The organism is Swaminathania salitolerans (assembly GCF_007988945.1).
Taxonomy (GTDB): Bacteria; Pseudomonadota; Alphaproteobacteria; order Acetobacterales; family Acetobacteraceae; genus Swaminathania; species Swaminathania salitolerans.
Genome location: NZ_BJVC01000006.1, coordinates 164787 through 185420 on the forward strand (window position 1 = coordinate 164787; position 20634 = coordinate 185420).

General features: G+C 63.9%; 19 protein-coding genes. 11 read left to right on the top strand and 8 right to left on the bottom strand.

Annotated features, from left to right (window positions below; genetic code table 11):
* Nucleotides 1-9: 9 nt before the first annotated feature.
* The 3 genes from nadA to SSA02_RS11835 all read right to left on the bottom strand — a co-directional run bounded on the left by nadA (nucleotide 10) and on the right by SSA02_RS11835 (nucleotide 2692).
* Nucleotides 10-996 carry a quinolinate synthase NadA gene (gene nadA / locus SSA02_RS11825; RefSeq protein ID WP_147094280.1) on the bottom strand — a complete coding sequence of 329 codons (987 nt, stop codon included), beginning with the start codon at nucleotides 994-996 and terminating at the stop codon, nucleotides 10-12.
* A gap of 251 nt (nucleotides 997-1247) precedes the next feature.
* Complete coding sequence (locus SSA02_RS11830; protein WP_147094281.1) at nucleotides 1248-2213, bottom strand: NUDIX hydrolase; 966 nt, start codon at nucleotides 2211-2213, stop codon at nucleotides 1248-1250.
* The gene (locus SSA02_RS11835) at nucleotides 2210-2692 is read right to left on the bottom strand and encodes an NADH-quinone oxidoreductase subunit B family protein (RefSeq protein WP_147094282.1); all 483 of its coding nucleotides are present in this window, start codon (nucleotides 2690-2692) and stop codon (nucleotides 2210-2212) included. The genes SSA02_RS11830 and SSA02_RS11835 overlap by 4 nt, the downstream gene beginning before the upstream one ends.
* Nucleotides 2693-2987: 295 nt before the next feature.
* On the opposite strand from SSA02_RS11835, the gene SSA02_RS12960 reads away from it, so the two are divergent.
* The 3 genes from SSA02_RS12960 to SSA02_RS11850 are packed head-to-tail and all read left to right on the top strand — an operon-like array spanning nucleotide 2988 to nucleotide 5334.
* Entirely contained in the window at nucleotides 2988-3794 is an 807-nt protein-coding gene (locus tag SSA02_RS12960; protein ID WP_147094283.1) for a 3'(2'),5'-bisphosphate nucleotidase CysQ family protein, read from the top strand.
* Entirely contained in the window at nucleotides 3734-4804 is a 1071-nt protein-coding gene (locus tag SSA02_RS11845; RefSeq protein WP_147094284.1) for an L-threonylcarbamoyladenylate synthase, read from the top strand. Before SSA02_RS12960 ends, SSA02_RS11845 begins: the two co-directional genes overlap by 61 nt.
* Nucleotides 4804-5334 (top strand): hypothetical protein, encoded by a 531-nt coding sequence (locus SSA02_RS11850; RefSeq protein WP_147094285.1) that lies wholly within the window; start codon nucleotides 4804-4806, stop codon nucleotides 5332-5334. The genes SSA02_RS11845 and SSA02_RS11850 overlap by 1 nt, the downstream gene beginning before the upstream one ends.
* Before the next feature lie 74 nt (nucleotides 5335-5408).
* Here SSA02_RS11850 and SSA02_RS11855 read toward each other — a convergent pair whose 3' ends face one another.
* Nucleotides 5409-5948, bottom strand: coding sequence for a hypothetical protein (locus tag SSA02_RS11855; RefSeq protein WP_147094286.1), 540 nt, complete (start codon nucleotides 5946-5948; stop codon nucleotides 5409-5411).
* Between the two features lie 345 nt (nucleotides 5949-6293).
* Between SSA02_RS11855 and SSA02_RS11860 the strand changes: the two genes are divergently transcribed.
* From SSA02_RS11860 to SSA02_RS11870, 3 genes are all read left to right on the top strand, one after another.
* Nucleotides 6294-7118, top strand: a complete 825-nt coding sequence (locus tag SSA02_RS11860) for an ABC transporter ATP-binding protein (RefSeq protein WP_246103889.1) — start codon at nucleotides 6294-6296, stop codon at nucleotides 7116-7118.
* On the top strand, nucleotides 7115-8515 hold the full coding sequence (locus SSA02_RS12965) for a hypothetical protein (protein ID WP_147094288.1): 1401 nt from the start codon (nucleotides 7115-7117) through the stop codon (nucleotides 8513-8515). Before SSA02_RS11860 ends, SSA02_RS12965 begins: the two co-directional genes overlap by 4 nt.
* A gap of 212 nt (nucleotides 8516-8727) precedes the next feature.
* Nucleotides 8728-11439, top strand: a complete 2712-nt coding sequence (locus tag SSA02_RS11870; protein ID WP_147094289.1) for a M16 family metallopeptidase — start codon at nucleotides 8728-8730, stop codon at nucleotides 11437-11439.
* Between the two features lie 122 nt (nucleotides 11440-11561).
* On the opposite strand, the gene SSA02_RS11875 is transcribed toward SSA02_RS11870, so the two are convergent.
* The 4 genes from SSA02_RS11875 to SSA02_RS11890 form a co-directional block, all read right to left on the bottom strand.
* Nucleotides 11562-11774, bottom strand: coding sequence for a hypothetical protein (locus SSA02_RS11875; RefSeq protein WP_147094290.1), 213 nt, complete (start codon nucleotides 11772-11774; stop codon nucleotides 11562-11564).
* Nucleotides 11775-11776: 2 nt separating this feature from the next.
* Entirely contained in the window at nucleotides 11777-12418 is a 642-nt protein-coding gene (gene upp / locus SSA02_RS11880) for a uracil phosphoribosyltransferase (protein WP_147094291.1), read from the bottom strand.
* 32 nt (nucleotides 12419-12450) lie between these two features.
* Nucleotides 12451-12837 (bottom strand): peptide-methionine (R)-S-oxide reductase MsrB, encoded by a 387-nt coding sequence (msrB, locus tag SSA02_RS11885; protein WP_147094292.1) that lies wholly within the window; start codon nucleotides 12835-12837, stop codon nucleotides 12451-12453.
* 158 nt (nucleotides 12838-12995) lie between these two features.
* Nucleotides 12996-13703, bottom strand: coding sequence for a LemA family protein (locus SSA02_RS11890; protein ID WP_147094293.1), 708 nt, complete (start codon nucleotides 13701-13703; stop codon nucleotides 12996-12998).
* 328 nt (nucleotides 13704-14031) lie between these two features.
* On the opposite strand from SSA02_RS11890, the gene gpmI reads away from it, so the two are divergent.
* The 5 genes from gpmI (at nucleotide 14032) to SSA02_RS11915 (ending at nucleotide 20031) form a co-directional block, all read left to right on the top strand.
* Nucleotides 14032-15600 (top strand): 2,3-bisphosphoglycerate-independent phosphoglycerate mutase, encoded by a 1569-nt coding sequence (gene gpmI, locus SSA02_RS11895; protein ID WP_147094294.1) that lies wholly within the window; start codon nucleotides 14032-14034, stop codon nucleotides 15598-15600.
* A gap of 7 nt (nucleotides 15601-15607) precedes the next feature.
* The gene (locus tag SSA02_RS11900) at nucleotides 15608-16891 is read left to right on the top strand and encodes a murein hydrolase activator EnvC family protein (protein WP_147094295.1); all 1284 of its coding nucleotides are present in this window, start codon (nucleotides 15608-15610) and stop codon (nucleotides 16889-16891) included.
* Nucleotides 16892-16952: 61 nt separating this feature from the next.
* A protein-coding gene (locus SSA02_RS11905; RefSeq protein ID WP_246103890.1) for an IS5 family transposase occupies nucleotides 16953-17710 on the top strand; the annotation gives its coding sequence in 2 pieces (ribosomal slippage) (nucleotides 16953-17286 and nucleotides 17286-17710; 759 coding nt in all).
* Nucleotides 17711-17938: 228 nt separating this feature from the next.
* On the top strand, nucleotides 17939-19483 hold the full coding sequence (locus tag SSA02_RS11910; RefSeq protein WP_147094296.1) for a S41 family peptidase: 1545 nt from the start codon (nucleotides 17939-17941) through the stop codon (nucleotides 19481-19483).
* A gap of 59 nt (nucleotides 19484-19542) precedes the next feature.
* The gene (locus SSA02_RS11915; RefSeq protein ID WP_147094297.1) at nucleotides 19543-20031 is read left to right on the top strand and encodes an RNA pyrophosphohydrolase; all 489 of its coding nucleotides are present in this window, start codon (nucleotides 19543-19545) and stop codon (nucleotides 20029-20031) included.
* Nucleotides 20032-20634: the final 603 nt, after the last annotated feature.

Consider the following 20634-nt stretch of genomic DNA (forward strand, 5'->3'; position numbering starts at 1 on the left):
AGCGCGCCCTCAGACGGCCAGCATCCGTTCGACAGACAGGCGCGCTCTGGCAAAGAGCGCCTCGGGGATCGTGACTTCTTCCTGCATGGTCTCGAGAGCGTGACGAATGGAAGCGAGGGTGATGCGCTTCATATGCGGGCAGAGATTGCACGGCCGCACGAATTCGACGGCTGGATTGAGTGCGGCGAGATTGTCGCTCATGGAACATTCCGTAACGAGCAGCACCTTGCGAGGCTGTTGTACGGCGACGAACTCCATCATGCCTGCGGTCGATCCCGAATAATCTGCCTCGGCGACCACCTCCGGCGGACATTCCGGATGGGCGAGCACCACGACACCGGGATGCATCCGGCGATACTGGCGTATCTCGAGCGGCGTGAAACGCTCGTGCACCTCGCAGTGACCGGGCCAGGTGATCATCTCGATCCCGGTTTCCTTCTGGATGTTCCGGGCAAGGAATTCGTCCGGGATCATGATCACCCGCGATACGCCGAGGCTTTCCACGATCTTCCTGGCATTGCCCGAGGTGCAGCAGATATCCGTCTCCGCCTTGACCGCCACCGAGCTGTTTACATAGGTGACGACCGGCACGCCGGGATATGCGGCCTTGAGCGCCCGGACATTCTCCGCCGTGATGGATTCCGCAAGGGAGCATCCGGCCCGGGAATCGGGAATGAGGACCGTCTTGTCGGGATTCATGAGCTTGGCGGTCTCGGCCATGAAATGCACGCCCGCCATGACGATGACCCGCTCTTCCGTACGCTGCGCCTCGCGGGCGAGGGCAAGGCTGTCGCCACGGATATCCGAGATGCAGTGGAAGATTTCCGGCGTCTGGTAGTTATGCGCGAGTATGACCGCATTGCGCTCCTGCTTGAGGCGCAGGATGGCGGCGATGTCGTCGGCGTAATTGCGCGCCCAGTCTTCCCGGCTCATCAACCGTGACACGGGTTCGTACAGGGCGTCGACGCGGTCTCTGACCGGGGTGATCTGGTCCATGGTCCCCTCCTTCAACTTATGCTCTCATTGAGCATAATAAGGACAACACAATGCGGACATCAATAATGGGGAGTGCCGCAGGGATTTCAAAGCCACGATCTCGTGACCGCCCCCCCGCGCCGATCATGCCCTCCCGAAGATCGCGGCTTGTCCATCCCGGGTGACCGCCATTGCTGACGACCGTGATGCCGGATCGCGGCCGGGTCGACCCGCCCCATGTCCCGATGTTCGTCCGGGCCTGTGCCCGGTCGTCAAACGGAGCGCGCGATGGGAAGTTTCGAGCCCATGAGCTGACGCCCGCCGATGACATCCCCCCTGAAGCGGTAGAGGCGGGCCGGACGCCCCTGGGGAAGAGGCTCGAACCCGCCGGTTTCCTCGACGAGATCCTGCTGGAGAATGAGACGACGGAAATTCTGTTTGTGCAGGGGCCGCCCTGCAATCGCCTCGACCGTGCGCTGGAGCTGCCAGAGCGTGAAGGTCTCGGGCATCAGTTCGAACACGACGGGACGATACCGTATCTTGGCGCGCAGACGGGCGAGCGCGGTTGCGAGAATACGACGTCTGTCCTGGGGCATGGGACGACCCGGCACGGTCCACGCTCCCGGCCGGGTCGATTCCGGCAGAAGGCCCGCTTCCCAGAGGAGTTCGTAGCGATGAAGCACGAGTTCGTCGTTCCAGGGCTGTCCTGCGAGGCCGAAATTCTGCTCGCAGCGCCACCGTCTCGCCGCATCCTTGCCGGCCCAGCGCATCAATGCGCGCGCGATTGCCGTATCGGCCCCCTGTCGGGTTTCGGCCCCGTCGCCCGGGCTCCCCGCCTCCCCGGTTGCGCTTCCGGTCTCCCCTCCGGTCTCTCTTCCGGTTTCGCCTCTGGCCTCGCTGCCGCAGTCCCGCCTGTTCTCCCAGGGGAAATATTCATAGAGATTGCGCCAGTCGGCCTGCATGTTCCCGAGGCGCGTCAGGCCCATATAGGAGATGCGGATCAGCCGGGGATGATCCTGGGCGGAGGCCTCTGCAAATGTGTAGAGCTGTTCGATATGCCCCAGATGACACTGCGTCTGTCTCTCGACCCAGAGCCGCATTCCGCGCTGGAGGGAGCTGTGAGCGGTCTCCAGAGGGCCGGAAGGCAGGTTGCGCCCCTGATCGAGCGTGAGCACGAGCGGCACTTCGTCCTGAACCGCAAGAAGCACGGCCACGAGTTCCGACCGGATGGCGTTCATGCCGAAACGACTCTCCCCGTGGTGAGCAAAAGCAGTCCCCTCAGGATCTCGACCGGCGCGGGCGGACAACCGCGCAAGGCCACATCGCATTGCCGCATCCCCGAGAGGCCGGCTTCCATCACCCCGCCGAGCGTCGCGTAATTCGTGGGGAACGGCCCTTGCCCCAGGGCGCAATCCCCGATCGCGACAACGCCTTTCGGCGACGGCATCGCGGCCCAGCGCGCCTGCAGGGCCGGAAGAGAGGCGCGGGTCACCACACCTGTCACGAAGAGAAGCTCCGCATCACAGGGGCTTTCGACGAATCTGATGGCATGACGCGCAATATCGTAGGCGGCGCCCTGAAGGGCGCGTGTCTCGACGAGACATCCGTCGCATCCGCCGCAGGCAACGACGTGAAGCGAAAGGGGACGCGGTGCCGCAGGAAGATCGCTGCGCGGCCGCCAGCGATGGGCATCCAGCAGGGCGCGCAGGAAAATCATGGGCAGTCGGGCTCGATCCGGAACAGTTCAGACGAGCCCCGATATCACCACAACTTCACCGGACGAAACACCCCTTTTCCCGAAGCCCCTCGCCCGGCATCCTTGTTTCCCGGTCTCTCTTTTCAGGGGATCCTTTCCCGCACCCTTTCTCCCCACCGGGCGGATGCTCCCCCGTGGATACCCTGCCGGATGCACGACCGAATACCCGGGCGAATACCCGGCCATCTACCCGGTGCAGAACATTCCCCCGCTTTTTGCCCATGACGATTCCTCCGACTTGGGGTAAGGCGGAACGATGAACCGGTCCGCTCCCCTTCCTTTCGATCCCGTTGCGCTTCTCGATCTCGCCGCTCGACTGGCTGACGAGGCGGCGGATCTCATCAACACCATCCGCGCGCGCGGTTTCGAAACGATCGTCAAGGCGGACAAATCCCCCGTAACCGAGGCGGACAGGGAGGCCGAGCGCCATATCCTGTCCGGTCTGCGCAAAAGCGCGCCCTCGATCCCCGCGATCGGTGAGGAGGAAATCGCCGCAGGCGTGATGACCGAGCCCGGAGACACCTACTGGCTGGTGGACCCGCTCGACGGCACGCGCGAATTCGCTGCCGGACGTGACGATTTCACGGTCAATATCGGTCTCGTTCACCGGAACCGTGTCCTTCTGGGGGCGGTGGCGCTTCCTGCCTATGGCCAGCTCTATACGGGATTCGTCGGAACGGGCGCATGGCGCACGATGGCGGGAGAAAAATGCAGGATCGAGGCTGCCGTCCCTTCCGGATCCGGGTTGCGCGTCCTCGCATCGCGTCATTACGCCGACGACCCGCGACTGGCCGAATGGCTGGCCGGTCGCAAGGTCGCGTCTCTCGGCAATATCGGTTCGGCAGCGAAATTCGTGCGCGTGGCGGAAGGCGCGGCGGATTTCTATCCGCGCCTCGGTCCGACCATGGAATGGGATACCGCAGCCCCCCAGGCCGTTGTCGAGGCCGCAGGAGGACATGTGCGCCTGCCGGAGGGCGGCGCGCTCACCTACGGAAAGCCCGGATGGCTCAACCCGCCCTTCCTGTGCACGGGCCGCATGGCCGAGGGAGACATCGCGTCGTGACCGAGATTCTCAAGGCCGATCCGCAAACCATCGCGCAGGCAGCCAGTCTGATCCGCGAAGGCGGGCTCGTCGCTTTCGGCACGGAAACAGTCTACGGGCTGGGCGCTCTGGCCACGTCAGACGCAGCCGTGGCACGGATCTTCGCGGCCAAGCAGCGTCCGCGTTTCAACCCGCTGATCAGCCATTTCGCCTCGGCCGAGGCGGCCTTCGCCCATGTCGAGACGACTCCTCTCGCACAGCGTCTGGCAGACGCCTTCTGGCCCGGCCCGCTGACGATGATCCTGCCGCGCAACGCGCATTCCGATATCTGCGACCTCGCCACGGCGGGCCTGCCGACCATTGCCCTGCGCGTGCCGCGCGGAAAGACCGCACTGGCCCTGCTGCGTGAAGTGGGTCAGCCGGTCGCGGCGCCATCGGCCAATCCTTCCGGACGGGTCAGCCCTTCGGATGCCTTCCATGTCCTGCGCAACATGCATGGCCATATCGATGCCATTCTCGATTCCGGCCCCTGCTCGGTCGGTCTCGAGAGCACCGTGATCGACCTCTCGCGCGAAGTGCCCTTCCTGCTGCGTCCGGGCGGCGTAACGCTCGAGCAGCTTGAGGCGGTATGCGGGACGATCCGCAATCCGGATGATTATGCGACGAAGCTGCCCGCGTCTCCCGGCATGCTGGCATCGCATTACGCGCCCGCCCTTCCGGTGCGCCTGAATGCCGAGACGGCCGCGCCCGATGAAGCGCTGCTCGCCTTCGGCCCCGCTCCGGCGGGGGCCGGACTCGTCTATAATCTGAGCGAGAACGCCGATCTCGAAGAGGCCGCCGCACGACTCTTCGCCGGCCTGCGCTTTCTCGATAGCGAGGGACATCGCCGCGGCCTCCGCGCGATTGCGGTCATGGCTGTGCCGCGCCACGGGCTCGGCCTCGCCATACGCGACCGGCTCCGTCGCGCCGCCAGCCCGCGCCCCATGTCCGGCGGCGACGGAGACGACGAGGTGGAGAGCATGATCGGCTGATGTCGGGCGCTTTCGACCCCAGGGAACTGAAGGTTCTCTCCGATATTCTTGCGCTCGTCCTGGAGGATCAGGAGGGACAGTCGGCGGCTGCCCTGAATGCCTTGCGCGCCCGCGCCAAGAAAAACGGCACGACAGGTGGCGCGCTCAAGAATCTGTTCGTCGCCATCGCCCCGAACCCGCCGCAGCGCAGCCGGGCGAAACCCCGCGCGCCCAGAAACGAGACGAATGGCGATCTGCAGGTGGCACGCCAGCAGGTCGTGACCCTGACGAACAATCTGCGCCAGATGGACCTCGAGATGCGCAATGCGCGCGCGCGTCTGGAAGCCGTCAGGGCCGAGCTGTACCAGACCCAGCAATCACGGGCGGAAATCCAGGCCCGGCTTGTGGCGCGCGATGCGAGGAAACCCTGGCTGAGCGTGCTCATCTGGTGCGGGTTTGCCGTCGGCATCCTGATCGGGATCGCCGGAACGCAATTCGTGCACTCGGCCTTCGATACCCCGCATATCGACCGCTCGATCTATCTGCACTAGCCTCTCTCTGCCCTGCCCCCCGATACGCCTTAAATTCGCAGGCGCCGGGATCTGCCCGCGCCGGAACGCTGCGCTCAGTTCTCGAGCCCGCCTGCGATGGGTGTCAGTACGGTGCGCCCTCTTTCCGCCCGGCTCCGGCTCGTCCGGCGCATGGGCGGACGTGGCTGGCAGGAAATGAGATAGAGTCCGAGCACGAAGACGAGATCCGACATCGTCATGAACCAGGCCGAAAGAACGAGCGGACTGGTCGTGGTCGCGCTCTGCCATGCCGCAAAAAGCAGAAACGGGATCGAGAGCGGGCGCATCCCGGCAAGCATCGGCCGCAGCGGATTTGGCCGACCGGGTTGCACGAGCGCACGCATGCGGGTGATCCCGATAAAAAAGGCCACCCCCACCAGCCAGACCAGCAGATTGAACACGGAATCGCCAAGGGACAGATGCCCCATGACGATCATCAATGCGACCGAGGCGAAATAGAAAAGAATGGCGCCCAGCTGGAAGCTCATGCCGAGCTCCAGCGCAGGCAGTTTTTCAGGCAACCGGTCCGCGACAGGCTGGAACACGGAGTCAAGCAACCAGGCATCCGCCTGATTCACGCGATCGACAAAAGACATGGAGCAGATCTACCGCGCCTGCACCGCGAACGCATCCCTTTTTCGCGACAGCGGCGACTATGCCCCGCCCCGCCTGCCCCGCCTGCCTCGTCTCGACTCGTCTCGTCTCGCCTCTGGAAGACGCGGACTCGCCATGCATCTCCATGCACCTCCATACACAGGAGAGAGCGAACGAATGCAGAAGGAAATCCGGAAGCACATGACGAAGTTAGAATATCCTGCCCGGGACGCGAACAGCAGGGCATTTTCGTCCGATATGGACTACGGATTTACCGGAAATTTTACTTGCCTTCTCTTTTCTCTTCACGAACCATATTTCGGAGTTGAAATAAAAAGGTCATGTTCATGAGAGATGCGGTCTCTATCCTGAATCTCACGAAAATTCTCGACGGTCGCCCCATCCTCAACGATGTAAGCTTTGCGCTCCGGACCGGGACGATCACCGCGCTTCTCGGGCCGAACGGAGCAGGCAAGACCACGCTGCTCGGCTGTCTGCTCGGTCTTCTTGCGCCCGACGCGGGAGACATGACCCTGCTGGGAGAGCCGACCGAGCGCCTCTCTCCGGCGACGCGAAGCCGGATCGGCTTCGTACCGCAAAGCCTGACGGGTCTCGGCTGGTTCCACGTGCAGGAATTGCTGACCTATGTCGCGTCATATCGGGACAGGCCGGAAGACCGGGAAGATCCCGTCTGGATGCAATGGGCCGCCCTCGCTCCGCAGGCACGGATCCGCTCCCTTTCCGGAGGAGAGCGGCAGCGCCTGGCCATCGTGCTCGCCATGCGCTTCTCGCCCGATCTCATCTTTCTCGACGAACCGATCGCCAGCCTCGACCCTCAGGCGCGCTACGATTTCATGAGGCTCCTGCCCGGCTATGTGCGCCGACGCAACGCGACCGTTCTCATCTCCTCGCATATCCTGTCCGATCTCGAGGCCTTCTGCGACCGCTATCTCATCCTCGATCGGGGAACGCTGCTGATGGATGTCGAGGCCGAGGCTCTGGGCACGCGCTACCGCCGCTTGCCCGCCCATGCGGCGGCGGCATCCGGTGGCAGGGAGGTAATCGCTGCCGCTGACGGGAGCGTCTGGATAGACGGTCATGCGGGGGACACGGAGGCAGAGCCCTCTCTTCCCGCCTCGATCGAGCATCTCTTTCTGGCGCTCACCCGATGAAAGATACAGTCCGGGCCCTGCGCCTTTATGCCTCCCCGGTCGGTCTGCGGGAAAATCCGCAAGCCGCGTATTTCCTGTTGCTGGGCCCACTCCTGCTCCTTCTCGGGGTCCTGCCACACAAGGCCCGGATCGGTCCCGCAATGGCCGGTTCCGCCAGCGATCCGATGGGAATCTCCTTGTGGATTCTGACCCTCTGCCTCTTCGGCGCGCTGAACACCCAGCTCTGGCGCCAGCTCCGCACGCCCGTATTCGCCCTGCAACCGAGAATCGTCGGGGCCGAGTTCCGGGCTTTCGGCGTATTGGCGACTGTCTCGTTCCTGTGCCTTCTTGCAATACTCGTCCGGCACGGCCTGACCGTTCCCAATGCGTTGGCGCTTCTCCTTCTCGGGCTGCTCGTCTCTGCCGGTCCGGACAGGGTCGGCCCCCGCAGCGCGCGCGCCCCGATCCGCCCGGTCAGCTACGCTGTTCTGAACGCTCTGGCCCTGAGTGTCTTGTTCCCCCCTGTCTTTCGCACGATCACGACCCTGCCCACCCCGATTGCCTGCGCGATCGCGGTGCTGTCTCTCGGGCTGAGCCTGGGAGACTATCTCGGCTTCAGGAAATGGCTGAGCCCGGAGCGGCACACGCGGAACGCGTCGATCCGCCCGTTTCTCCCTGCCTCCACTCCACGGATTTTCTTGCGCCTTTCGCGCTTCGATCTGCGCCTTCCCGCTCTGAGACGCCCGGCCCTGCCCATGCCCTATCTTGTGGACACCGTGCCGGGTGCAACCGCGGCGCTTTTCCTCATGATCGGCGCTATCGTCCTGCTCGCTTCCCTGCCTGCATTGCTGGACTCTCCGCATTGGGAAACCCTGCTTCGCAAAAAGGACAGCACCGTCATGGCGGTGCTCCAGGCCCTGATCCTCGCCGAGTTCGTGGGGATGCGCTGGACGCAAACCCGCAGGGACTGGCCTTATCTCCTGACGCTCGGACGATGGGGCAGCAAGAGGGATTTCTCCCGTGCGATCATCGGGACCCATGGCTGGCGCGCCGGACAAGGCTGCGCCATCGCGAGCGTGCCCGTCTTCTGTACTCTGCATTTCGTGCTGCGCTGCCCGTTTCCCGAAGCCATCATCAAGGCGATCGCCGCGGGCTGCCTTCTTTTCGGCACCTCCTTCCTGCCTTGTCTGCGCTTCTTTTCGGACCTGCTCGACCGACCGGTCGTGGCAGGACTTACCGCTGCGACGGGCATTTTACTTTTCTGCGTGTCGGGGTTCGCTTTCCTGCTCTTCGTGCCGGGCCTCTCGTTCTGGATCGCCGCTCCGGCCCTGCTGGGGCTCGGGGTCGCATGGCTGCTGGCTCGGCTCGCCCCACGCTTCATGGCCAGGCGGGACTGGCCGCTCGAACCGCAAAAATGATGTCGTCGCCAGCTGGCTGCCCCCGCCATGCGGCCCGGCGGCCGAAGCCGCTGCCCGGGATAGAGCGGCCCCGGATAGAGCGGCCCCGGATAGAGCTGCCCCGGATAGAGCTGCCCCGGATAGAGCTACCCCGGATAGACAGGGCATGATGAGGTGCTACCCTGCCACGATCGTCGTACTTCCTTTCATCCATCTTCAACCGGGAATGATCCATGTCCGTGCTGCCACGCTTCCGTAAGGCACTTCTGGCCTCCAGCCTGCTTTTCACGCCCGTTCTCTCCTGCGTTCCCGCGCATGCCGCCGATGCGGCCCCTCCGGGAAAGACGATCGCGAAAACGGCCATGGAAAATGCCGTGCGTGAAACCCTGCCCAACGGACTTCAGGTGGTCGTCGTTCCCGACCGTCTCGCGCCGGTCGTCCAGACCCAGATCATCTATCGCGTCGGCTCGGCGTCTTCCCCGTCGGGCTTTCCCGGCACGGCGCATGCCCTCGAGCACATGATGTTCAACGGATCCAGGGCGCTCGATCGCGATCAGCTCTCGACCCTCAGCGCCCGTATCGGCAACGTCAACAACGCGTTCACGAACGAGGATACGACCCAGTTCTATTTCCAGGCCCCGTCTCACAATCTCGATCTGCTTCTCCGGATCGAGGCCGATCGCATGCGCAATATCACGCTGAGCGAACAGGACTGGACCCATGAACGCGGAGCGATCGAACAGGAGGTCGCCCGCGACCTCTCCTCGCCCTATGAGCGTTTCACCATCGCCCTGAATCGCGCACTCTTTGCCGATACGCCTTATGAACACGATGCGCTCGGGACGCGCGAGTCCTTCGACAGGACGGATTCGAAGCTGCTGCGACAGTTCTACGATCACTGGTATCGTCCGAACAACGCGATCCTGCTGATCGTGGGAGATGTCGATCCGGATGCCGTCCTGCAACAGGTCAGGACCCGGTTCGGCTCCATACCCTCCGCGCCGCTTCCTCCACGGCCGGTCGTCGATCCCGCTCCTGCCAAGCCACGCACCATCGCCATCGACAGCGATTATGCGACCGGCATTCTCAGCATTTCGTTCCGGATGCCCGGTGCGCGCAGCGCCGATTTCGCGGCGGCGCAGATCCTCTCCGACGTTCTGGCCAGCCAGCGCGGTGCGTTGTTCGCTCTCGTGCCCCAGGGCAAGGCACTGGCCACCGAATTCTCGTACAACGCAAAGAGCCAGGCCGGTATCGGCAATGCGCTCGCGGCGTTTCCGAAAGGGCAGGATCCCGAGGCCCTGCTGAACGAGGTGAGACAGGTTCTGGCAACGATACGCAGCAAGGGCGTTCCGGCCGAACTGGTCGAGGCGGCAAAACGCGCTGAAATCGCCGGGCTCGAATTCGATGCGAACGGCATAACGGCCCTGACGCAAAGCTGGGCCGACGCCCTGGCCTATAATGGCGTTTCCTCACCGTCGGATCTCGTCAAGGCCTATCGCGCCGTCACGGTCGAACAGGTCGATGCGCTCGCGTCACGACTGCTCGATCCGGCCCATGCCATTACGGGAATCCTGACGCCCTCGGGCAAAAAGGCGCCCGATATCAGCAGCGGCAAGGCCTCCGAAAGCCTCCTTCCGCCGCCGGACAAGGCCATTACCCTTCCGGACTGGGCCCGGTCCGCTCTGGCCGAACTCCCCACGCCGACGCCACTCGTCCAACCCACCCGCTTCGTCCTCCCGAACGGTCTGACCTTGCTGGTCCAGCCCGAGCATGTCAGCCATACGATACGTCTCTACGGCACCATCCGGCACAACAATGATCTCCAGCAACCCAAAGGCAAGGAAGGGGTCGCCGGACTGACCAGCGGATTGTTCCTTTTCGGCAGCGAGACGCATGACCGGCTCGCTCTTGCCGCAGCGCTCGACTCCCTGGCATCGGAGGCCAGCGGCGGAATCTCTTTCTCTCTCGGCACCCTGACCGCCAATTTCGACAAGACCCTCGCGCTTCTGGCCGAGAACGAGCTTCATCCTGCCTTTCCGGAGAAAGCCTTCTCCGTCCTGAAACAACAGGCCATCGCGGCACAGGCCGGGGTCCTGCAATCTCCGGGATATCGTTTCCAGCGCGCCGTGACGAAGGCCCTCTCCCCGGCGGGCGACCCGACTTTGCGCGAAACCACGCCGCAATCGCTCTCCTCGATCACCCGCGCCGACGTTCAGGCCTATTACAAGGCCGTCTACAGGCCCGATCTCACGACGATCGTAGTGATCGGGGATATCACGCCCGAACGCGCCCGACAGGCCGTGCTCCACGCCTTCGGAGACTGGAAGGCCTCCGGCCCCAGACCTGCCGTCACCCTGCCCGCGCGCCCGCCAAGCCGTTCGTCGCGCGCCGTCATCGACGATCCCGGACGCGTGCAGGATGAAGTCTATCTTGCCGAGACCGTGGATAGCGGTGTCAGGAATCCGGATCGCTATGCGCTCGAGCTGGGCAACCAGATCCTCGGCTCGGGCTTCTCCTCGCGCCTGCTGCAGGATCTGCGTGTCCGGACCGGCATGGTCTATACTGCCGGGAGCGATTTCGCATGGTCGGCCAACCGGGGCGCTTTCGTGATCACCTACGGTTCCGATCCCGACAAGGCGCTGAACGCGCGGCATGCGGCCTTGCGCAATCTCGTCACCATGCAGAAAACGCCGGTCTCGGATGAGGAGCTGGTCAACGCCAAGGCTGCCATACTCCGCTCCATGCCCATGGAACGGGCAAGTTTCGGCGGTATCGCCGGTCAGTACCTGTCGCTGGTCGATCTCGATCTGCCGCTTACCGAGCCCTATGAGCGCGCAAAGGCGGTCTATGCCATGACGTCCGCCCATGTGCAGAACGCCTTCGCAAAATGGCTGCGCCCGGATGAGATGGCGCAGATCGTCAGGGGACCGGCACCGACGAAATAGGCAATCCGGTCCTCAGGGACCGGCATGACGCGGGAGGGAGGCATCGGAGCGCCCCCTTCCTCTCGCATTTCTTCCATCGCGCGATGCGCCTTCGTGATGGATAGGCTTGCAGTCCGGTCGGCTCAGAAACGGCCCGACTGCCTTATCGCTTCGGCTTCTTCCTCGAGATAGGCGGCGAGATCGCCTCCGGCAGCCGCAAGAAGACCCCGCTCGGGAATATCGTCCCGGGACGCCGCATCGAGACACAGCCGGGCCGCCTCGTCCCTGTCGGTCAGGGCGGCATAATGCGTCTCGACCCAGCTATCGAGCCATTCCTCGATATCCTCCGCACGCATGTTCAGCGCGTCCCGAACAGACGATCGCCCGCATCGCCCAGACCGGGGCGGATATAGCCCTTCTCGTCCAGTCCGCGATCGATGGAGCAGGTGACGATCTGTACGTCGGGATGGCGCGCAGAGAGACACGCGACGCCCTCCGGTGCCGCGAGCAGACAGACGAAGATAATGGTCCGGACGCCGCTTGCCTTGATGCGATCGATCGCCGCAGCGGCGCTGTGGCCGGTCGCAAGCATCGGATCGACGACGATGCAATCGCGTTCGGCGACATCGTCGGGGAGCTTCATGTAGTATTCGACCGCCTCGAGCGTGTCGTGATCCCGGTAGAGACCGACATGACCGACACGTGCCGCAGGAACGAGGTCGAGCATCCCGTCCAGAATCCCGTTCCCCGCACGCAGGATCGAAACGAAACACAGTTTCTTGCCCGAAAGCTGACGCCCCTCCATACGCTCCAGGGGCGTCTCGATCCCGACCGGCTCGGTGCTGAGGGAGCGCGTCGCCTCATAGCACATGAGCAGGCTCAGCTCGCGGGTCAGGCGCCGGAACCCCGCTGTCGAGGTCGAGGCCTGACGCAACCGCGTCAGCTTGTGTTGCACGAGCGGATGATCGAGGACGATCGGAGGCAGGGGGGAAGCAGTCATGCCCACACCTTAGCCGGGATTGCCGGGGGCTGTCAGCTCGGTTCGAAGCGCAATGCAACGCCGTTCATGCAGAAACGCAATCCGGTGGGCGGCGGCCCGTCCGGAAAGACATGCCCCAGATGGCCCTTGCACCCCGCACAATGGATCTCGATGCGGGTCATGCCGAGGCTCTTGTCGACCGTCGTTTCGGTCATGCCCTCACGAGGACGGAAGAAAGACGGCCACCCGCTGCCGCTCTCGTATTTCGCATCGGAATCGAAAAGCGGCGCGTCGCAGCCTGCGCAGTGATACACGCCCTCGCGCTTCTCGTCATTGAGCGGGCTCGATCCGGGACGTTCCGTTCCGTGTTCGCGCAGGACGCGATGCTGCTCGGGCGTGAGCGGCAGGCCGCAGGCCGGCATCGGGGTCGTATCGTCCATGACAGAATCTCCTCGCTTTTCTGAGCCAGAGATGGCCCCTGCCCGTCGGGGCTTCAAGCCGTCAAGCCGAGGAGAGAGAAGAGAAGAGAAGAGAAGAGAAGAGAGCGCATCGCGACACTCCACCCTGCCGCCATGCCCTGTCAGGCACGACCGCCGGGTCAGACATGATCCCCGGGCTGGTTTTCCCCCGGAGTGGCGGGCATTGCGGCGGGCATTGCGGCAGACTGGCGCCCCTGATCGAGACGATCGGCCGCCTTGCGGGCCAGATCGCGCGTGCGCAGCGCGGCGGTGTCACCCAGACGCCTGACGGTCTGTTTGAGGAGCGCGCCGTCATCGGTCTGGAACGAGAGCGGCGTCTCGAGTCCCTCCTCGTCGGTCTCGAAATAGGGGGCTGCGGGAAAGCCGAGCGCCTCGGCGACGAAAACGGTCGGGAAACTCGCCCGGGCGGTGTTATATCGCTCGACGGTCTGATTGTAGATCTCCCTCTTCGTCTGCAGCTCGCTCTCGACGGCCTGGAGCTGGTCCATCAGCTTTTCATAGGTCGTACTGGCCTTGAGATCGGGAAAGCTGGCCGCAATCGCCGCCACGCGGTTCAAGGCGGAATGCGTCTGGACGGCCATCGTCAGACCGTCGGTGAGACTGGTCATGTTTTCGGCAACGGTCAGATGGGTGAGCTTTTCGTGCTCGCCATATCCCTTGCACACATCGATGAGCTGATTGACCAGAGTAATGCGCTTGCGGAGCATCCCCATCAGATCGGAGCGCGCCCGCTTGACCCGTTCGGACGTCCGTCTGAGGTCGTTATAGGTCTTGATGGCGAAGGCGGCTGTGCCGACGAGCATCAATACCAGAAGAAAGAAGCTCATATTTCCTTACCTTTATTTCTGTTTTTCGGAATTATACTTCATTCTCTTCCATCTGGTGTTTCTTATTGTTTTCGTTTTCCCGCCTTCCTCACCCCACCCTCACCGATCGGGGCCGGGGCGCATCGGCGGCCACCTTCTCCCGTCCCGTCATCCTCCGCCGCGTTCTTCACCCCATTTCCCGCCTCGTTCTCCTTCATCCGCGCATGCGCCGGCCCGCTCTTCGTCCTCACGCGCTTCTCAGCCGGAATCTGCCCGGAAATCCTCCATGTGCGGTTCGCATCCGCCTCGAAATACGGCATTGTGCCTTCATCATTGCTGGAGGCCTCTCATGTCCGAATCTCCCCAGGGTGCACCGCGCCCCGTCATGCTCGTCATTCTCGACGGGTTCGGCGACAGCCCGAACCGGGAAGACAATGCCGTAGCGCTCGCCCGCACGCCGTCTTTCGACCGGCTGTGGAAGCAAGGACCCCATGCCTATCTCAGGACCTGCGGCGAAGATGTCGGTCTGCCCGAGGGGCAGATGGGCAACTCCGAAGTCGGGCATCTCAATATCGGCGCCGGACGCGTGGTGATGCAGGATCTCCCGCGCATCTCACGCGCCGCGCGCGACGGCTCCCTTGCCCGGAACCCCGCGCTCAACAGCTTCATCGACGCCCTGAAAAAAAGCGGCGGCACCTGTCATCTCATGGGTCTCGTCTCCCCGGGCGGCGTACACGCCCATCAGGATCATATGGCCGCCCTTGCGAAGATCGTTGCGGCAGAGGGCATTCCGGTCGCCGTGCATGTCTTCTCGGACGGGCGCGACACCCCTCCCGATTCCGGAGACGGCTATATCCGCACCCTCGCCTCCGCGCTGCCGCAGACCGCGACGATCGCGACGATCAGCGGGCGGTATTACGCGATGGATCGCGACAATCGCTGGGAGCGCGTCAGCCTGGCCTATAATGCGATCGTCTCGGGTGAGGGAGACCGTGCCGCGGACGCGCTCTCCGTGCTCCCCGATCATCAGGCCAGGGGCGTGACGGATGAGTTCGTCGTACCGACCGTGATCGGCCCCTATGCCGGGATGAAGGATGGCGATGGCATTCTCTCGACCAATTTCCGTGCAGACCGCATCCGCGAGTTGCTGGACGCCATGCTCCTGCCCGGGTTCGAGGGGTTCAGCAGAACGAAGACCGTGCAATTCGCCTCGGTCTGTTCCATGTCGCTCTACAGCAAGACGCTTGCCCCCTATCTCGAGGTCATGTTCCCGAAGCAGTCGATGGACGATCTGCTCGGCGATGTCGTCTCGCGCGCCGGGCGCACGCAGCTCCGCATGGCGGAAACCGAGAAATATCCCCATGTGACCTATTTCCTCAATGGCGGCAGGGAAGCCGTTCTCGAGGGAGAGGAACGCATTCTGGTCCCGTCGCCGAAAGTGGCGACCTACGACCTCCAGCCCGAAATGTCCGCTCCGGAACTGACCGACCGTGCGGTCGAAGCCATCGAAAGCGGCGCGTTCGACCTCATCGTTCTCAACTTCGCCAATCCTGACATGGTCGGTCATACCGGCGTGCTCGAGGCCGCGATCAAGGCCTGCGAGACGGTCGATACGGGCCTCGGGCGGATCGCCGATGCGATCGACCGCGCGGGAGGGGCGCTGGTCGTGACAGCCGATCACGGCAATTGCGAGACGATGCGCGACCCGGAAACGGGCGGCGCCCATACCGCGCACACGCTGAACCGCGTTCCCGTGATCGTGCACGGTGCAGGGGCCGGGCGCGGCATCCATGACGGACGCCTCGCCGATCTGGCCCCGACCCTCCTCGCCCTGATGGGCCTCGCCCAGCCCGAGGCCATGACCGGGCAATCGCTCCTCGACGCTGCGCCCGTCGGCGCCGAACCGGCTTACGCCTGATCCCTTCATGCCGGTCAAGACTCCGACCCTGACCGGCATGATCCTGCTTGCCGGATGTCTGGCGATGCTGACACCGGAAACCGCCCGGGCACGGCACGAAGCCGTATCGGCGCATCATGGCAAGACGGCACATGTCTCCCGCAATGCCCTTGCGGCAGCCCGTCGGAAAAAGGCCGCTCTGGTCAAGCGGCGCGCTGCACAGAGCGCCGTCATCGCAGCCAGGAAAAAGACGCGGGACGAAGCCGCGAAGGACGCTGCGGCTTCGGCACAGAAAGCCCGTCATTTCTCGGCCCTGACCGAGCAGGCCGAAAGCGAGCTTTCCTCGACCGAGGCACAGATCGCGCTCCTGACAGAGGACATTGCCGCCCTGACGGCTCGCCAGAAAGCGCAGGCCGAGGCACTCGCACGCGGCCGGGCGCGCCTGCAGGCTCTGCTTCCGGTCGCGGTACGTCTCTCCCGTTATCCGGGCACATCCTTCATCTCGCTTTCCGGTCAGGCCTCCGAGGCGGTGCAGGGGCTCAGCATCATCGCAGGGCTGGCGCGCGCCACTGCCCGACAGACCCGCGATCTCGCGGCGCAGCAAGTCCTGCTGGACAAGACGGCGCAGACCCTTGCCGAACGCAACGAGGCCCTCCAGGCTGCACGCGGCAAACTCGCGACATTGCGGGACCGCAATGCCCGACTGAGCCGCGAAGCCACCCGGGCGCAGGAGGAGGCTCAGGCGCGCGCCAGCGCCGCCCAGAGGGAAATCGCCTCCGCCACGGAGAAGGCGGGCAATCTGGAAGAAGCCATCGCGGCCATCGAGAAGACGCAGGCGGATATCCAGGCACGGCTCGCGCAGCAGGCCGAGGCGCTGGCCCGCAGGCATCAGGCCGAAAAGGCGAAGGATGTGAGCCGACAGGCCGAGAGCCTCGGCGCAGGAGACGGGGTATCGCGCGGCGGGGGGCAGGGTCCCGTTTCCGGCACCGTTCTGACCGGGTGGCACCAGCATACGGAAAGCGGCCCGGCCACGGGAATAACCTATACCGCCCATGCTTCGGCCATCGTCCGGGCTCCCTGCGCCGGTCAGATCGATTTCGCAGGGCCCTTCCGCAGTTTCGGGAACATGATCATTCTCGATTGCGGCCATCACTACCGCTTCGTCCTGGCCGGATTCGGCAAGCTCTCGGCCAGCAGCGGTCAGCATGTCGGCAGGAAGGCGGTTCTCGGCGCCATGAGCGCCGAAGGCGGACGCCTTTTCGTACAGCTCCGCGCCGGAAGCAAAGCCGTCGATCCTCGGCCCTATCTCTAGGCTCAGGACCCTTTACGAGACTGGGATGATGTGATTCGACGGTCAACGGAAGGAGAACCCGATGTCTGATCTGCCGATGCTGCCTGTGAGCAAGATGCGCGCGTTACGGCCATATTTTCCGAAAACGCGCGGCCTGAAACGCGTAGATGATCGCCGCGTGCTGAGCGGCATCGTCTACGTGATCCGGCATGGCTTGCAATGGAAGGACGCGCCGTCGGGCTACGGTCCGCATAAGACGCTGTATAATCGCTTCATCCGTTGGAGCCGTCTTGGCGTATTTGCCCGGATCTTTTCCGCCCTGACGGGTAATGCTGGCGTTCCGGAGGAGTTGATGATCGACAGCACACATCTGAAGGCGCATCGCACTGCCGCAAGTCTGCTCAAAAAGGGGGTGCTGCGCGTCGGATCGGACGCACAAGAGGCGGCCTGAACTCGAAACTGCACGCCGTCTGCGACGGGCATGGCCGTCCAGTGGCGATGCTGCTCACCGAAGGTCAGATGAGTGACCACAAGGGCGCAGCCCTGCTGCTGCCACGCTTGCCCTCCGCTCGCCACCTGGTCGGCGATCGCGGTTACGACAGCAATTGTTTCCGGCGCAATCTGACCGAAAGAGGCATCGAGCCATGCATCCCGCCCACGAAGAGCCGGAAAGTGCCGATCCCGCACGACAAGTCCCGATATCGCCGGCGGCACAAGGTCGAGAACATGTTCGGCCGCCTCAAGGACTGGCGCCGCATTGCCACGCGCTACGACCGCTGCGCCCACACCTTCTTCTCGGCAATCTGCCTCGCCGCAACAGTCATCTACTGGACGCCGTAATGAGTCCTGAGCCTAGGCTTCGTCTCCCGGATCGCCGGGATACGGGGCCGCGGGGCGATGCCCCGGCACGATCGCGTCGCGCACGACTCTGCGTTCCTTCGACAGAGCGCGAGAAGCCCGCTATAGCTTTCTCTTCTCGTGCGGTCCCGGAAAGCCTCGGCGCCTTCCCGGTTCATCGCGAAACGCATAACAGGATCGGCTCCGCGCCGGTTTCAGGGGAAGAATTGCATGAAGCTCCGCACCGGTCTGCTGCTCGGAACGGCATTCCTGGCCGGAATCACCGCCGGTCCGACACTGGAAACCATGATGGCGCCGAGCCTCGGTCAGATGATCAGCAGCCGGGCCTTTGCCCGCGAGGTCGCTGCCGACAAGAACAACCACAGTGAGACGCTTCGTCTGCTGACGCTGTTCGGCACGGTTCTCGATCTCGTCCGTGCCGAATATGTCGAGCCGGTCAGCGACAAGGATCTCATCAACAACGCGCTCGACGGCATGGTCGGCGGACTGGATCCGCACAGCTCCTACATGAACGAAAAGCAGTTCAAGGAGATGCAGATCCAGATCAGCGGCAAGTTCGGAGGGCTCGGAGTCCAGGTCCAGCAGCAGAACGGCCATATCAGGGTCGTCTCGCCGATCGATGGCACACCAGCCGCGCGTGCGGGCATGAAACCGGGCGATTACATCACCGAGGTGGACGGGAAATCGCTTGCAGGCCTGACCCTCGATCAGGCCGTTACCAGGATGCGTGGCGATCCGGGCACGAAAATCACCCTGACGATCGTGCGGGCGAAGGAACCCAAGCCGATCAAGCTCACGATGACGCGCGAAATCGTTCACGTTCAGGTGGTCCGCTCGGCGCTTTACGGCAAGATCGGCTATATCCGCATCTCGGAATTCGACGACGATACCGAAACCGCCCTGCATGAAGCCTTCGACAAGCTCAAGAAGAAGGCGGGCGGATCGCTTCAGGGGCTCGTGCTCGACCTGCGCCTCAACCCGGGCGGCAAGCTCGATCAGGCCATCGCGGTGAGCAATGATTTCATCCATGAGGGCGAGATCGTCTCGATCCGCGGCCGCCATGCCGAGAACAACCGGCGCTGGGATGCGAAGGGCAATGATTTTGCCGGCAAGCTGCCTGTCGTCGTTCTGATCGATGGCGGTTCGGCTTCGGCCTCCGAAATCGTGGCAGGAGCCCTGCAGGATCACCGGCGCGCTGTGATCGTGGGAGAGAAATCCTTCGGCAAGGGATCGGTACAATCCCTGATTCCCGTACCGGGCAATGGCGCCGTGCGCCTGACCACCGCGCGGTACTATACCCCTTCGGGGCGTTCCATCCAGGCTCTTGGCATCTCCCCGGACATCGTCGTCAAGGAAAGCAAGGACGATGACGGCTACGGCTATCGTGAAGCCGATCTCGCCCATATCATTTCCAATAGCGGCGGGAACAAGAGCAAGGCCCCGGCCCGCACGGACCTGCCTGCGATCTCGGGCAGCATTCCCCATGCACCACCGGAAAACTGGCCCCGTTTCGAACTGGCGAAACCGGCGACGGATTTCCAGCTGCAACAGGGGCTGCGTGTCGTAAGGGCCATGGCTTCGCTCCCCGATGAGGCGCTGCCGCTCGGTCAGCCTCCCGCAGACAAGCCCGCTGACAAATCTGGCGACAAATCCGCCGACAAGAAGGCAGCGACGACGCCCGCCCCCTCATCCGCCAGGCCTGTGCCGAAATCGGCGCCAGCTCCGGCACCGGGCGCGGCCCCGTCTCATCACTGAATTCCCCTTCCCGGCTTCGTTTTCGAAAGACGAAGCCGGTTTTCTGAAATGGCCGCGCAATGATCGATCCCGACAGCCTCCCCTACCGCCCGAATGTCGGGGTCATGCTTTTCGACCGGCGCGGCGCCCTCTTCCTCGCGCGCAGGGCGGATCTGCCGGAAATCTGGCAATGCCCGCAGGGTGGGATCGATGAGGGTGAGACACCCGAACAGGCGGCCCTGCGCGAGCTTCGCGAGGAAACGGGCCTCGAAACAGCCAGACTCCTCGGTGCCTATCCGGGCTGGCTACCCTATGACCTGCCCGCCCATCTGATCGGCAAGGCGCTCGGCGGCCGCTATCGCGGTCAGACCCAGCGCTGGTTCGCCCTGCGCATGACGATGTCCGATGACGCGATCGATCTCGCGGGCGACGGCACTGAGCCTCCTGAGTTCGTGGAGTGGCGCTGGGTGATGCCGGATGACGTCCCCGGCTACGATCTGGGCTTCAAACAGGCACTCTATGCCCGCATCCTGCCCGTACTGAGCGAGATGGCCCCCGCCGAGATCTGACGGACGGGCCGTGCAAACGACAATCGTCCCCCATCGTCGCTAGCCGCTCCAGAGCAACGACCTTTTATCGGCCTTCGTCAGGCACATCGCCCCGCAGGGAAAATGCCCGGAGCGGAGCGACGGGACACTCTCTCGCCCCCTCCTTCGCACCTCCTTCGCATACGTCATGCTCGACCGAGAGCCGCGCCGCGGCGTCTTGCCCGAAGCGTTCGCGCGGCGACCCTGCCGGACTCCCGTCCTGCCTTATACGCGGCCTGTCACTCCGGGGCGCAGGCAGGCTCGGCAAGATCCAGGGACTGGGTGCGCACGAGACGGGCACAGAGACCCTCACGCGCCTGCAATTCCCTGTGCGTCCCGATCTCGACCGCCGCCAATCTGACAGATTTTGCGATTTGCCAAGATCCGTATTGCCGCTAACGCTCTGTGCAGTAAAACCACCGACTTCAGGATTGCAGACATCGCATGAGCACCGTCATTCCCTCCTGGCAGATCCCCACACGCTATGCTCAGGTCATCCGCACCAGAAAATATGTGGCCGTGATCTGTCTGGAAACCTGGGGCGGGATGCATTTCTCGCGCTCTGGCTGGTCCACCTTCATCCCT